We start from the raw sequence: 15,563 nt of genomic DNA on the forward strand, positions 1-15,563 counted from the left end.
AGATAATTTTTTTAGGTTAAGTTTACATTAAGCCCATAACGACTTTTCAAAAAATATCGGTTTTACTTTAGGATAAGTATAAACTAGAGATGATAATTATCATGCTCAGGAAGTCTTATGACCCAAGTAACCAATATTTACCTATCAAAACAGAGTAATAATGATAACTGGCAAAGTGAAAACCTTGTTCAGTTTGTTGATAACGCGCTTTATATTTGTTTGAAAGATTCAAACAGATCTTCTTCAAGACAAATTCAAAAAGCAGCACGAAGCATTGAGAAGCTTGGCGTGAAGCACGCGCGTTTATCAGGAGAAAACTGGCAAGAAGAGGCTCAATGGAGTTTTGCTTTAGGTTTTACCTGTGTTGGTAAATTAACTAATGTTGAATTTACGGGTAGCAGTGAATGTGTAAATCGCTTGAACGACAAATTAGCTGTTTTTGCTTGGAGCCGCGATTTAATTAATCAAACACCTTCAGAATTATACCCGCTTAGATTAGCTGAGTTAGCGGCTGACTATATTAATGCACAAGCACCCGCTTATGTAACCAGCAACCTTATCTCAGGTGAAGAATTACAGCAGCAAGGCTGGGTGGGCATTTATAATGTTGGTAAAGGTAGTATTAATAAGCCGTGTCTATTAGAAGTTGATTTTAACCCAACGGGTAACCCTGATGCAGCCGTTTCAGCCTGTTTAGTGGGTAAAGGTATTACATTTGACAGTGGCGGTTACAGCTTGAAGTCAAACGCCGGCATGTTTGACATGAAATGTGATATGGGCGGAGCCGCAGTTGTTGCTGGTGCGATGGCCTTAGCGATCAGACAAGGTTTAAATAAGCGCGTTAAATTATTTTTATGCTGTGCTGAAAACATGGTGAGCAATGATGCTTATAAACTCGGTGATATTTTAACTTATAAAAACGGGGTAACGATAGAAGTTGCCAATACCGATGCTGAAGGTCGTATAGTTTTAGCCGATGGTTTATTAGCCGCTAGCGAAACTAAGGCGCCTCTTATTATTGATGCTGCAACACTTACAGGTGCTGCAGTTATGGCAACAGGTGGTGACTACAACGCGTTATTTACTTTAGATAACGAAGCCGCTGAACAAGCTAAAAAAATCGCGGAACAAGTAAATGAGCCAATATGGCAACTTCCTTTAGAACCTTGGCATGAAGAAAAATGTCCATCTGAATTTGCAGATACGGCAAACAGTCGTCCTATACCAGGTGGTGGTGCAGGTGGTGCAAGTAATGCCGCAGGCTTTTTATCTCGTTTTGTCGATAATGACGGCGCGGGCTGGTTGCATTTTGATTTAGCGGCCGCTTATAACGGTAATAGTACGAGTCTTTGGGGCGCCGGTGGCACAGGATTAGGTATTGCGACTATTGCTGAGTTAATTAAGTAGTTTTTCACTCATTTTTAATAGCTAGAAGCACAATAATGCAGATTATTGTGCTTTTTTTTTGTTGCCATATCTCAACAAACAATGCACAAGTAATTCATATAGCAGGTAATAATTAGGACGACTTATTTTACCCTTAGCAGGAAATTATATTCATTACTTTATGGCGAGTGAACAAAATATAACAATATGGCTTGAAACGTTTGTGGTAGAGTAACAGCCAGCTTGTTACGCCATAATATTTCATATAAAACTAAAATGTCTGTTTATCCATTACCTATAGAAAATATCAAAACGGAACTTCTTGATGCGCTAACGCAGTATCAAACCCTCGTGTTATCTGCTCCGCCAGGTGCAGGTAAATCAACACGCTTACCGTTATGGTTATTAGCCCTTGATCAATTTAAAAATAAAAAAATATACTTGTTACAACCACGTCGTTTAGCAGCTAAAACCGTTGCCTGCTTTTTAGCTAAACAACTCGGCGAGCCAGTTGGAAAAACGGTAGGGTATCGGCTAAAAAATGAAAGTAAAGTCTCTAAAACGACTCAGCTTGAAGTGATCACCGAAGGGATCTTTACACAAATCATTCAGCATGATCCTGAGCTTGAAGATTGTGCATTGGTTATTTTTGATGAATTTCATGAACGATCGCTAAATGCAGATTTAGCGTTTGCATTAGCGCGAGATGTTCAGCAAGGGTTACGTAACGACTTAAAAATATTATTAATGTCTGCAACGTTAGCGACCAATGAAATTTTGAAACAATTACCTGATGCTGTTTCAATGGCCAGTGAAGGTCGTAGTTTTCCTATCGACGTCAGTTATTCACCAGTTAAAAATAGTCGTTTATGGCGAGAGCATGCGGTAAATGTTTGCAAAAACGCAATAAATACCCATCAAGGTTCTATCTTAGTTTTTTTACCTGGCATTGCCGATATTCGTTTTCTTGCTGATAACTTAGCCGAACTATTACCGAAACATTTTTTATTATGTCCTTTATATGGTGACTTAACGCTTGTGCAGCAGCAACAGGCAATTGCCGCGACTGAACAAGGGCTACATAAAATTGTTTTAGCGACGAATATTGCAGAAACAAGTTTAACCATTGAAGGGATTGATTTGGTTATAGACTGTGGGTTAGAAAAAATTGCGGTTTACGACAGACAAACATTAACGAATCAGCTTCAGCAACGTAATATTTCCAAGGCCTCTGCCATACAACGTATGGGGCGTGCTGGGCGAATGATGGCGGGTAAATGTATTCGTCTTTACACCAGCGAAGATTTTTATCGCAGAAATGAACAAAGTATTAGCGAAATTCAACAAGCTGATTTACTACCAATGGTCATAGAGGCTGCTCGTTGGGGGGTTAAAAAACTTAACGAACTCCCCATGATGGAACTCCCTGCAAAAGTTGTTGAAACTCAAGCATGGCATGAATTACAAAAGTTGCAGTTACTTGATGAAAAAAGAAATTTAACCCAACTTGGTAAAAGTGTTTCTAGTTTTGCTTGTCATCCTCGCTTTGCTAAAATGATTGTTAGAGCGGCGGAATTAGAAAAAAAATATCAATGTGTGGGCTTCACAAACCTCGCGGCTCTATTAGCGTCATTACTTGAAGACCGAGATATATTTCGTGGAGAGCGCGCATTTACTGATTGTGATTTACGCCATCGTTTGAGCGAGTTAATTTATCAGTCAAAAAGTAAAAGGTATCAGTCATTTTTTCTGCAAACAAAAAAGCACTTACAAAAAGTTAATAAAGTATTCGTTACTGATTTATCGAGTTTACCACTTGAATTAACCGGCGTATTACTGGCCTTAGCTTATCCGGAACGTATTGCTAAAAAGCGTGAGCAATACGGACATTTTCTGGCTGAAAATGGTAAAGGTCTGTTTATAAATGATCAAGATGCGCTTGCGAGTGAACTTTATATTGTTGCTGCTAATTTAGCTGAATATCAACAAAAATTACAAGTAAGGCTTGCCGCCCCTGTTGATATTGAACAGCTTATTGCTTGGGGAATCATTGTTGAGCAACAAATAAAACAGCTTAATTACAACCCAAAAACACAGCGCATTAATGCTAAACAGCAAACGGTACTTGGGGCCATTGTCTTGTCAGAGAAACCCAGTAACGAGAAAATAAACCACCAGGCAATCGCTCATTTATGGCAACAACAAATTGAGAAACACGGTTTGTCATACCTTAATTGGCGTGATGAGGATCAACAGTTACTAAGTCGCTGGCGATGGATTAATCAAACACAACGGCATTTAAATTTTCCAGATGTTAAAGAAAGTGCATTATTACAAAGCTTACCTTTATGGTTGGTCCCTTTTATGGGTGATATAAAGAATAAAACCCAGTTAGATAAAGTAAATTTGTCGTCTGCATTATTATCGTTACTTGATTATAACCAGCAAAAATCATTGGATAAAATCGCTCCAGAATCTTTTGTTGGTCCAACAGGAAGACGCTGTCCTATTCGTTACAGTGCAGAGCAAGCGCCTATTGTTTCGTTACCTATGCAAGAGCTTTATGGCGTGAGTATTACGCCTAATGTCGGTGACAATAAACATAAAAAGGGAATTGATCTGATTATCGAACTACTTTCACCCGCTAAAAGGCCTATTCAAGTGACACAAGACCTTGTCGCTTTTTGGCAAGGGAGCTACAAGCAAGTACAAAAAGAAATGAAAGCAAAATACCCTAAACACTTTTGGCCAGACGACCCAGCCAATGCACAAGCAACTAATCGTGTTAAAAAACATATGTAAAGCGTTCGCTTTATTCATCGATAAAAGTACAGTTTGGAATGGTTAATCATTTGAAAAAAGAGACTCAAAAAAATACAACGCCTAGCACTTCTTGGGTAAATTGGTGTTGGCATACCGCTTTGAAGGTGTTTATTACATTCATTTTTCTATTCAGCTTTTATGCGATTTATCTCGACAGTAAGGTAAAGGATAAATTTGAAGGGCAACGCTGGAATATTCCCGTACAAGTTTATGGGAAAGTAGAAAGTGTTAGAGTGGGTGATAAAGCATCATTGGATCAACTCAAGAAAAATTTGCTTTTGTCAGGGTACGAGAGAAAGCAGCAAGCGATTAACCCTGGTGAATTTGCTTTGTCGACCACCAAACTTATTGTCTATCGTCGACCTTTTGATTTTGGCGATGGCAATACGTTTGCACAGCGATTTACGCTCCATATTTCAGGTAACAAAATACTCTCGATACTTGATGATCAAGATGAAATTACACGTTTTTCATTTGAACCGTTCTTACTGGGACGTTTAGTTCCTGAAAACAAAGAAGATCGTGTAATAGTTCCACTTCAAGCATTGCCAGAAAAACTTATCGATACTTTGTTGTTAGTTGAAGACCGTGATTTCTATTTTCATTCTGGGGTTTCTCCCTTAGGTATTTTTCGTGCCTTAATTGCTAATATTCGCGCGGGAAGAACGGTTCAGGGCGGGAGTACGTTAACTCAACAGCTAGTTAAAAATATGTTTTTAACTCGAGAAAAAACACTGTGGCGTAAAGTCAACGAAGCCGTTATGTCAATTATTCTTGAACTTAGATACAGTAAAGATCAACTACTTGAAGCCTACATAAATGAAGTTTACTTAGGGCAACACTATGCCAATGGTATCTATGGTTTTGGTTTGGCAGCTAAGTTTTATTTTGGTCAATCAGTGCATTCCTTAACGATTGAACAAATGGCAATGCTTGTTGGACAAGTTAAAGGACCTAGTTATTATGATCCGTGGCGGCACCCTAACAAGGCGAAAAAGCGACGTGATCTTGTTTTACTCTTAATGTATCAAAATGAATTGATTTCACAAAAAGATTATCAAGCGGCGGTCGTCTCGCCTTTATCTGTCCGTGAATCTCGTCGTTTAATACACAAAAAGTTTCCTGCGTATTTACAATTGGTAAAAAAAGAACTGGCTGAAAAGCTCTCTACTTTTCAGCAACAAGCTGGGGTGCGAGTTTTTACTGGTTTTTCAATTGCGACACAAATGAACGCAGAGCAAACAATAGCTAAAAAAATGCCTGATTTAGTGAAACTCAATAAAGGACAGTCGTTACAACTTGCCATGGTGGTTACCGATATAAAGTCAGGCGAAGTTAAAGCACTAGTGGGTGATGAAAAATCAGGCTATGCAGGCTTTAATCGTGCATTGGACGCTAAGCGCCCAATAGGTTCATTAATAAAACCAGCAATATATCTGGCAGCACTAGAACGATATCAACAATACAACTTTGCCACATTATTAAAAGACGAGCCTATCGTACTTGTCAGTGATGGTGGTAAAGAGTGGCGACCCAAAAATTATAATGGGAAATTTGAAGGTAAGGTCAGCTTATTTGATGCTCTAGTGAGATCGCTTAACGTGCCAACAGTCAACTTAGGAATGGCATTGGGCTTAGAGAATGTCGCTAATATTTTTCATGTTTTAGGCTATCCTGACGATATCGTTACCCGACCAAGTATATTGTTAGGCTCTTTAAGCTTGTCGCCTTTTGAAATTAATCAGCTTTATTTACCGATCGCTAATCAAGGCTTTAAAAGTAATAGCCATGCGATTGATCGTATCGTTTCAGCGAAAGGTGTAACGTTATGGCAATTTGAATCACAAGAAGAGCAATTGTTCTCCACACAAGGTATGTATTTACTCGACCATGCATTATCACAAGTGACCAAAGAAGGAACAGCGAAGTCGCTTACTTGGCGTTTAAATGGTGCAGAAGTCGCGGGTAAAACAGGTACGACTAATGAGCAAAGAGATAGTTGGTTTGTCGGTTATGATAACGAAAATTTAGTCACCACTTGGTTGGGGCGTGACGATAACAAACCGACCCACTTAACCGGAAGTAGTGGTGCGTTAGTGTTATTTGCAGAGTTTATGAGAAAAAATGGCGTGATCAATAAAGCTCGTTTAATGCCTGAAAATGTTGTGTTGACAGATTTTGAGTCTACTAGTGGTATAGCGGTGAGTGTAGAGTGTGCTGAAATGATTACTTATCCTGCAATAACAACAGGCTTGTTAATTGAGCCTCATTGTTTAGGAAAAAAGGCAGAAAAAAATAAGAACAAACTCTCTTGGTTTGAGCAGCTTTTTACCGATTAGGGCTACAGATTTAGTGTAATAGTGGCTTTTTATTAGCTGATTTCTTGCATGTCTTTTAAACAGTGACTATTGTATACAAAACTAGCTTGCATAAGGATTGCTAGTTAACCGTAATGGATTGATATGTTTTTCAATGAATACGTGAGTATAAAATGAAACATCGTTTAAGTTTTGGCTTCTATAATATATTTGCAAATAATGTTATTGAAGTTACCGCCGATGAAGGCGTTGAAATGACACTGGAGATGGTAGAAGAGTGCCATGAGTTTGTGAATAATAACGTCGAAGGCGATTTTGCTTTGCTTATTAACCGTATAAATAATTATACCTATACTTATGAAGCAAAACTTTCTGTTGCCTCTTATGAAGGATTAAAGGCGCTTGCTTTTGTCTGTTATTCTGAAAAAAGTAGATTAGTGACCAAAAAACTCCAAGCGAGTCGTTCATTTGATCAATGGAAATATCCAGTATTTTCAGGTTTAGAATTGGGCTGGCAACAAGCTTACCATTGGCTAGAAAATGAATTGTCGGTAGTAAAGATAAATTAAACTCATAAAAAAGGGATAGCGATTAGCTATCCCTTTTTTGTTCAGTATCGTCTTGCTGAAATATCCCGTTTTTAAGGTATCTGTACATCTTTACACATTAACAGTAATTTTCGATTACAAGCTGAAACTGTTGCTGAAATTATAACTGTGCAAAACACTTATCAGCAGCAGCTAACGTTAATTCAATCTCTACATCAGTATGAGCCATCGATAAAAATCCCGCCTCATAAGATGAAGGTGCCAAGTAGATGCCGTTTTCTAACATTAAATGGAAAAAACGTCTGAACTTATCTGTATCACAAGCGGTTGCTTGTTCAAAAGTAGTAACAGGCTCTTGTGAGTCAGTAAAGAAAAAACCAAACATTGCACCCGCATAGTTAATGCTTAACGATACGCCATTGCGTTCAGCGGCTGCTTTTAAGCCCATAGCAAGCTTTTCAGTTGATGCACTCAGTTGCTCGTGCTTGTCACCGATACTTAATTCATTTAACGCCGCTAAACCGGCAGCCATAGCGATAGGGTTACCTGATAAGGTACCTGCATGGTAAACAGGGCCAATAGGCGCAATGTAGTCCATGATTTCTTTTTTACCGCCAAAGGCGCCCACAGGCATACCGCCGCCAATCACTTTCCCTAAAGTCGTTAAATCAGGGACAATATTGTAATGTGCTTGAGCCCCGCCTAGTGCTATACGAAAGCCGGTCATTACTTCATCGAAAATCAATACACTTTTATGTTCATCACAAACTTCGCGTAGACCTTCAAGGAAACCTTCTACGGGAAGAACACAGTTCATGTTTCCGGCAACAGGCTCGACAATAATACAGGCGATTTCATCTTTATATTTAGCGAAAATTTGTCGAACTTCATCAATATTATTAAAACTAACCGTTAATGTGTGCTTGGCAATGTCAACAGGAATACCTGGAGAATTTGGCACGCCCATGGTTAGTGCACCTGACCCTGCTTTGACTAATAACGAATCAGAATGCCCATGATAGCAACCTTCAAATTTTAAAATTTTATCACGTCCCGTAAAGCCACGTGCTAACCGAATTGCGCTCATCGTTGCTTCTGTGCCTGAGCTGGTCATACGAATGCGTTCCATTGATGGTACTAATTCACGCACTTTTTCTGCCATGGTAACTTCTAGCTCGGTTGGTGCTCCAAAGCTTAAGCCATTTTTAGCCGTTTCAATCACGGCCGCTAAAATAGCTGGGTGGTTATGACCTAAAATCATCGGTCCCCAAGAGCCAACATAATCAATATAAGCCTTATCATCAGCGTCATAAATATAAGCACCTTCAGCGCGCTTAATAAAACAAGGCGTACCGCCAACACCATTAAAGGCACGGACAGGCGAATTTACGCCACCCGGAATTATTTGTTTTGCGCTGTTAAAAAGTTGTTCTGAATGGTTCATAAAATTGCCTACTTTGTTAGTTATAAAGCGATTGTTAGTAAAACTGTTATCGCTTATATACTTAAAATTTATTTATTTGTTGGTGTACCAGGTCACAGGTTTTTCAAATTGGCTAAGCTTATTTTCTACACCCAGTGTTAAAGCAAATAATGCCATGCGCACAAGTACGCCATTTTGGGCTTGTCTGAAAATAGCTAAATTATCTAAATCATTTAAATCGCTATCAAGTTCGTTGGCTTCCGGACGAGAATCTCTCGGCAATGGATGCATGATGACAGTGTGCTCTTGGCAAAACTGCTGATAAACTTCTTTATTTAAGCTGAAGTGGCCACGGTATAAGTTAGCTTCATCTTTGCTGGCAAAGCGTTCTTGCTGAATGCGCGTTTGATAGATAATGTCACACGATAAATTATGTTCAATTTTATCAGTGATCACCACTTCATGACCCGCATTGGTGAGTGATGAAATTATACTGTCAGGCATCTTAAGCGCGTCAGGTGAAATCATCGTCACTTTCATATTTTTATATAAACTGAGTAATTTAGACAGTGAATGTACGGTTCTTCCGTGTTTGAGATCACCCATCAAGACAATATTTAAACCGTCTAATGTTTTATTGTGTGGCGCCATTTCAGACTGAATGGTAAATAAATCAAGTAACGCTTGAGTTGGATGCTCATTAGCGCCATCACCCCCATTAATAACAGGGACACTGCTGCCTTTTGAAAACTCTTCAACAGAGTGCATTGTTGGGTGTCGCATCGCAATAACATCAGAGTAACCACTAATAACACGTGCGGTATCAAAGAGAGATTCACCTTTACTTAGCGATGAATTTTCTTGACCAACAGTTTCACGAACAGAACCTCCTAAAAGGTTAAATGCTGCACCAAAACTGACACGAGTTCGGGTACTAGGTTCGAAGAATAGATTATTAAGAATTGCACCCTCTAAAACATGACAGCGTTTTTTACGCATGGCATAAGGTGCCATTAGCGATGAAACTTCCAAAATACGAGAGATAGCATCGCGATTAAACTGCGAAACAGAAAGGATGTGACTACCTTCAAACTTCATCATAAAAAGTTACCTAAAATTATAAGACTGCGACTATTTTTGAGGCCACAATATAGCACAATTTGGGAATATTGAGAATACATTATCGTTGATCAAGATCTAAGAGAACGTCATGACCGGTAAAGTTTCTGTATGCGCTATAAAATAGAAATATAATTAAAAGTGAATCATTAGAACGGTTTTAAATAGACTAAATATATTATCGCGAGCAGGATAAGTACGGGAAACTCATTAAAAAAGCGATAAAACTTGCCAGAACGTATGTTTTTATCTGCTTTAAAATCTTTAACTAATTTAAAGCAATAACCATGGTAAGCCAAAAGTAACATAACTAGAGTCACTTTTAGGTGTAACCATTTTGAGGCGATAAACCAAGCGTAACCATAATGATAAATTAATGCTATACCTAATAAAACCGTTAATAATGCAAAAGGGGTAACAAAATATAGCAGGCGTTTTTCCATCCCTTTTAAGTGATTTGCAACAACTTGACTCGTTGTTTCAGCATGATTAACAAAGAGTCGAGGTAAATAAAAAATCCCTGCAAACCAAGCGACCATAAAAAATACATGAAAAGCTTTTAACCATAAAAGAGTGGTCATACTGTTGTTTTTCCTTCTAATAAATAACTTCGGATCTGTTCAAAGGTAATGATGCCTAAGATGTTGTTAGGGTCTTCATCGTAAATGTACACACCACCATCACGTTGCTCAATCAGGGCTAAATAAGCTTCAGCTAATGTTGATTGACTTTGCAAAGGGATTAATCGCAAGGGGACTATTTCGACAGCGCTCGCGGCTGAATTGTGTTCAATTTTTAACCATGTAAATATTGAGTAAGGAGTGATGCTTTCTGTTGCGGGCGATGCTTGAATAATAACATGATTTAATAACTCAACTTTCTCTAGCGCTCTTAAAACTTCTTTGGGACATTCTTGTTGATAGACATTGATGTTTTCCTGTAAAACACCCAAAACACCGATACGTTGTAATGATTTTTCAATAGGCGACTTCCGATATTTTAGCCCTTGTTGTTCAAGTTGCATAACAAAAATAGATCGGTTTTTGAAAAACTGGCCTGAAAATACACAGGCAGTGGTTATAACGATCATTGCAGGCACAACGACCTCTAACTGATTCGATAACTCCACAACGGTTAATAGTGCCGCCAGTGGCGCGTTTAGTGTTGCCGCTAGAAAGCCAGCCATCCCCATTAACGCATAGTCGCCTGCAAGATTTTCTCCGGGTAAGTAACCAGTAACCAGTACTGACACACAAGTACCTGCAATTGCACCTATACCAATAATAGGACCAATAATACCTCCTGGAATACCTAAGCCTAATGCGGTAATTGTCATGAGGATTTTGGCAAATAATAAACCAAGTAATAACTGTATATGAAGATTATTTTCTAACGCAAAGGTTATTGCTCCTAAATCGGTACCCATAGCAAATGGCACAAAAAAACCTAACGTTCCTGTAATAAATGCCGCCAACATAATACGAGGCACTATATGTATTGAGCTTGAATATTTTATGATGAGGACTAAATACCGGTTAAAGCCATACGCTAATAAACCGAGTATTAATCCTAGTAACACAAGTGCAGGATAATGATGGAAGCTAAGGGATATTTTATCAAAATAGGCAAATTCATGTGCCGACCCCAAAATGCTTCGGGTGATCATTGAACCGATAAGAGCCGCGATCATCACCGGAATAAAAATATGTACTTTATATTCACGTAATATTACTTCCATTACAAAAATAACCGCAGCAATGGGAGTATTAAAACAAGCGGCAATTCCCGCGGCAATTCCGCAGGCACAAAGTGTGCGTATCGTGTTGAATGGGAGGTTTAGTTTATTACCAATATAACTGCTACAAGCGGCGCCTAAATGTATAGCGGGCCCCTCTTTACCGACTGAGAATCCAGAGGCTAACGCAACAACACTGCCAAAAAATTGATTAATAGTATTGCGAAATGGAATAATACCGTTAGCCACTTTTAATCGGTGTAATACAAAAGGAATACCGGTACGTAAATATTGGTAGCCCGTTAACCAAGCAAAAAATAAAATAACTAATCCGCCGACTATGGGTAAATCGAAACGACTTAACGCATCTAAACTGGTATAGTTATCTCTTTGGCTTAAATAAAAGCTTTGAATTGTCTCAATGCTAATGGTAAATAGTACAACTAGAAGTGCTGACGCAGCGCCACCTATAGCGGCTAACAAACAAAGTTGCCAGGAAGTTCTCGGTAGGGCTAAACGTTTTCTAAGTAAAGAGAGCGATATCATAATAATGAAAGGGTTCACCTTTATTGTTTTAGCCTAAAAATATTTATTAACTCGTTGGATATCATAATACTTTTCAAATGAATTGGTTAGCAAAAATAAATCTAAATACGGTTGTTGTTCGTTTAGGCGCATTCCGTTCCGCACTTTTACTTCTTCTCATTATTGCTATCTGTCTTTACAGTGGTTATCGTGTTGGGAATTTTTATCATGGCTATCAAGTTAAAACGTTAGCACAACAGCAAACGCGATTGAGTAAATTATATGAAAAAAATGTTGAGCAAAGCAGTCAAATAAATACCCTTGAAGTGGAGTTAGAAGTTGAACGTATGGCTAACCAACACTCTCAAGAGCTTTTAAAAATGATGGAGTCTGAACATTACGAAGTTAAGAAAGAACTCGCTTTTTATGAGAAAGTGATGGCACCAGAAAAAACAGTTGATGGTTTAGTCATTGATAGACTTCTGTTGCACCCAACAGCCAGCCCACATCACTTTCGTTTTCAAATAGTATTAGTACAACAGCAGTTGCGCAAACGATTTGCTAAAGGGTATGTCGACTTCACCTTGTTCGGCAGTTTAAATAATGAGCCTAGTCAATTAAAATTAAGCCAAATATCTGCGTCGACAAAGAAAGATTTATCATTTAGTTTTCAGTACTTTCAAATCGTTGAAGGTGAGTTTACACTGCCTGAAAACTTTCTCCCAGAAAAGTTAGAATTAGCGACTATTTTACCAAAAAATAAATGGCAGAAATATCAGCGATTAGATGAAAGTTTTATCTGGGGCGAACTCTTAAAAAACACGCCGTAATACGACGTGTTTTTAGCCCACTATCTTATTCCCCAGAAAGCTTTTTCATGAGCGCTATCGCATCTGATTTATTAGGAAAAGCATTTTCACTTTCTATTGCCGTTTTCAAATATTTTTTCGCTTCACCTTTACGGTTTAATTGATATAAAGCGACAGCTAAGTGATATTTTATTTCGGCATTATTAAAATCTTTAATAATGACTTGTCTGAATATAGGCAGTGCTAAATCTGCTTGTTCATTTAATGTGTAAGACCATGCAAGTGTATCCATTATCGCTACGTTATCAGGTAATTTATTATGTGCCTTTTCAGCATAAGCTAATGCTTGTGGGAACTGATTCAATTTAATAAAGACCTGTGCCGCATTATTTAATAAAATAGGCATTTCAGAAAATTCTTTAATTAAATTTTGGTACTTTTCAGCGGCACGCTGAAGTTGGTTTGTAGCGACTAGCGTGTCGGCTATAGCTATTTGAGAAGTAATATCTTGTGGATTATCGTTAGTCCAGTCAGTCAGTAAACTAAGTGCTTTTGAAAATTGCTTTTGTTGTTTATAAACACGGTACAAACCATAAACTGCTTGTCGGTTTTTACTTTTTTTCAAGGAAGCCAAAAATAATTTTTCGGCTTTATCAAGTTTTCCTAATTGGCGGTATAAGTCACCTTCTAAATTTTTCAAAAAAACAAGGTTAGTACTTCTCTCAGATATGCTTTGTAAAATATCTAAAGCAAGCTGTTCATTTTTTTGCTCTACGTAAATATCAAACAACTTTAAATATGAGTCAACGTTTTCGCTATTCCATGAAATCGAGCGTTTTAAGCTGAGAGTGGCTCCCTCAAAATCAGAACGGGACAATTGTGCATCAGCAAAAACATTATAAACATTTGATTTGTCATTGCTGTTCTTTACGGCTAATTCAAAAGTGCTAAAAGCCTGTTCATAGGCTTTATCAGCCATATATAAATTAGCGAGTGCTAAATAAACACTTCCAACTTTATTGTTTTTGTTCAAAAATTTATTTGTCAGCGTTATAGCTTCTTTTAGCTGACCAAGCATTACTTGCATCTCAATGATGTTGATTAATGCTGTTGGGTTATTGTTATCAACACTAAACGCTTTTTTGTATGCATCTAGTGCATCATTATTGTTTTTTGTTATGCGGTGTATATTGCCTAGCTCGATTAATAAAAATGCATTTGGCTCTTTTAATTCAGACACTTTTTTATTGATTTTCTCAATAGCTTTTTCAGGCTGTTGCTCAATAACATCTATTCTTGATAAATGAACAAGCGTTCTAAGATTATTTGGGTTTAAAGCTAAAGATTGTTCCAGTGACTTTTTTGCCAGAAGATGCTTGTTTAATCGACCTAAGAGGATACCTTTTCGTAAGTGTAAAACGCTATCGTCATTTTGTAATGTTAGTGCAAGGTCTAATTGTTCAAGTGCTTGTTCAAATTGATTGTTTTTCTGATAAGCCTCTGCCAATAGTACAATTAAGCTTACGTTGGTATCGAGTGATTTTGCCTGTTCAAGGTGAATAATCGCTTGTGAAAATTTCCCGGTTAGCATCTCTAAGTTTGCTAAGTCAAACAAAGCCTTTGGGTCGTCTTTATTACTATTAACAACGTCAATTAGATAATTTTCAGCAAGTTGTAGCTCACCTAGTATTGTATAAGTTTGCCCAAGTAGAGACCAGGTTTCGATATCATCGGGGTCGACTAACTTTGATTTTACCAATAATGTTTTCGCTCGAAATGGGCTATTTAATGATAGCTCGACTTGGGCCGCTAACTTTAATGCTCTTGTATCATTATTAATGATGGCAAGGTATTTTTGCAAAAACTCTTGAGCTTTAAGATTTTCTTGTTGTTGGAAACTTAGTACGCCAGCTAAATAAAGATAGACCGGATTTTGTTTCATTATCTCTTCAGGTAAACCGGTTAATACCACATTAATATGAGCGGTTGTTTCGTCTACTTCCTTTGTATTTCCTAGCGCACTGTTTGCGATTATTTTTAAATAATTAGCTTTAGGTTCATTAGGGATTTCTGTTGTAATAACATCAATGTCGTTCAAGGCAAGTTGAAAGTTGCCTAGCTCAATATATAGACTTGCTCGTGTTAGTAGCGCAGGGAAATCCTTATTGTTTAATTCGATAACCTGAGAAATAATATTCAATGACTCTAATTTATTGCCTACTTGCTGTTCTATATTAGCAAGCATTGTTAAAGCAATACTATTTGTTGGAGATACCGTTAGTACTTGGCTAAGGTAAGCTCTCGCTTGAATTATGTTTCCTTTAAGCAAGTATACTTGTGCGAGGCCTAATTGTGCTTTTATGCTATTAGGGACATGTTCTAATGCTTCTTGAAATAATATTCTTGCTTGCGCTAAATTATTCATCGCGATAAAAGCTCTTCCTTGCAATATCGCAATTTTATTTAGCTGTTTTTTTTGGGTGTCAGCAGCAATAGGGGCATTAATCACTTCTTTATATTTTTGTTGTAACAGATAAGCCTCGAGCATTAAAGGAAGTACCTTACTTTCATCGGCTTTATTATTTTGGGCTTTTTCTAACTGATTTTCAGCGGAAGCGCCATCTCCCATCGCAATATACACTTCGGCGAGTAAAACCATTGAAGGTAAATGTTTAGGATCATTTTTTAAAGCATTCTTTAAATGAATAATTGCAGCGTTCAGTTCAGAGATATAAAAGCTTGCGAGGGCGTCTTCATAAGGTTTATCTGCATTTTGCTCGGTAAAAGCTAGAGAATGTGTACTCAGCAATAAAAGCGTGCCAGTGAGTAAGGCTAAAGTCGTTTTTATTAAAGGTGTCATTTAAATATTTCTCTTAT

General features: G+C 37.8%; 10 protein-coding genes. 5 read left to right on the forward strand and 5 right to left on the reverse strand.

All coding sequences use genetic code 11. The annotated features are described in order from the left end of the window. The first annotated feature begins 117 nt into the window (after window positions 1–117). The 4 genes from pepB (at window position 118) to H4J39_RS07405 (ending at window position 7,096) form a co-directional block, all read left to right on the forward strand. Entirely contained in the window at window positions 118–1,407 is a 1,290-nt protein-coding gene (gene pepB / locus H4J39_RS07390; protein WP_182226932.1) for an aminopeptidase PepB, read from the forward strand. A 255-nt stretch (window positions 1,408–1,662) separates the two neighbouring features. Continuing rightward, window positions 1,663–4,188 carry an ATP-dependent helicase HrpB gene (hrpB, locus tag H4J39_RS07395; RefSeq protein ID WP_182226933.1) on the forward strand — a complete coding sequence of 842 codons (2,526 nt, stop codon included), beginning with the start codon at window positions 1,663–1,665 and terminating at the stop codon, window positions 4,186–4,188. A 50-nt stretch (window positions 4,189–4,238) separates the two neighbouring features. Next, window positions 4,239–6,548, forward strand: a complete 2,310-nt coding sequence (mrcB, locus tag H4J39_RS07400; RefSeq protein ID WP_182223721.1) for a penicillin-binding protein 1B — start codon at window positions 4,239–4,241, stop codon at window positions 6,546–6,548. Between the two features lie 152 nt (window positions 6,549–6,700). Continuing rightward, window positions 6,701–7,096 carry a hypothetical protein gene (locus H4J39_RS07405; RefSeq protein WP_182226935.1) on the forward strand — a complete coding sequence of 132 codons (396 nt, stop codon included), beginning with the start codon at window positions 6,701–6,703 and terminating at the stop codon, window positions 7,094–7,096. Between the two features lie 139 nt (window positions 7,097–7,235). Here the strand turns inward: H4J39_RS07405 and hemL are convergent, their stop codons facing one another. From hemL to H4J39_RS07425, 4 genes are all read right to left on the reverse strand, one after another. After that, window positions 7,236–8,519, reverse strand: a complete 1,284-nt coding sequence (hemL, locus tag H4J39_RS07410) for a glutamate-1-semialdehyde 2,1-aminomutase (RefSeq protein WP_182226937.1) — start codon at window positions 8,517–8,519, stop codon at window positions 7,236–7,238. A 72-nt stretch (window positions 8,520–8,591) separates the two neighbouring features. Further along, window positions 8,592–9,596 (reverse strand): aspartate carbamoyltransferase, encoded by a 1,005-nt coding sequence (locus tag H4J39_RS07415; RefSeq protein WP_182227087.1) that lies wholly within the window; start codon window positions 9,594–9,596, stop codon window positions 8,592–8,594. Between the two features lie 170 nt (window positions 9,597–9,766). Continuing rightward, the gene (locus H4J39_RS07420) at window positions 9,767–10,198 is read right to left on the reverse strand and encodes a CopD family protein (protein WP_182226939.1); all 432 of its coding nucleotides are present in this window, start codon (window positions 10,196–10,198) and stop codon (window positions 9,767–9,769) included. Then, a complete protein-coding gene (locus H4J39_RS07425; protein ID WP_310649724.1) occupies window positions 10,195–11,916 on the reverse strand; it encodes a chloride channel protein in 1,722 nt (573 codons plus the stop codon). The genes H4J39_RS07420 and H4J39_RS07425 overlap by 4 nt, the downstream gene beginning before the upstream one ends. Window positions 11,917–11,975: 59 nt before the next feature. Between H4J39_RS07425 and H4J39_RS07430 the strand changes: the two genes are divergently transcribed. Beyond that, on the forward strand, window positions 11,976–12,707 hold the full coding sequence (locus tag H4J39_RS07430; RefSeq protein WP_182226941.1) for a DUF6776 family protein: 732 nt from the start codon (window positions 11,976–11,978) through the stop codon (window positions 12,705–12,707). 25 nt (window positions 12,708–12,732) lie between these two features. Here H4J39_RS07430 and prsT read toward each other — a convergent pair whose 3' ends face one another. After that, complete coding sequence (prsT, locus tag H4J39_RS07435; RefSeq protein ID WP_182226943.1) at window positions 12,733–15,546, reverse strand: XrtA/PEP-CTERM system TPR-repeat protein PrsT; 2,814 nt, start codon at window positions 15,544–15,546, stop codon at window positions 12,733–12,735. Between the last annotated feature and the right edge of the window lie 17 nt (window positions 15,547–15,563).

The organism is Colwellia sp. Bg11-12, from assembly GCF_014076955.1.
GTDB lineage: Bacteria > Pseudomonadota > Gammaproteobacteria > Enterobacterales > Alteromonadaceae > Colwellia_A.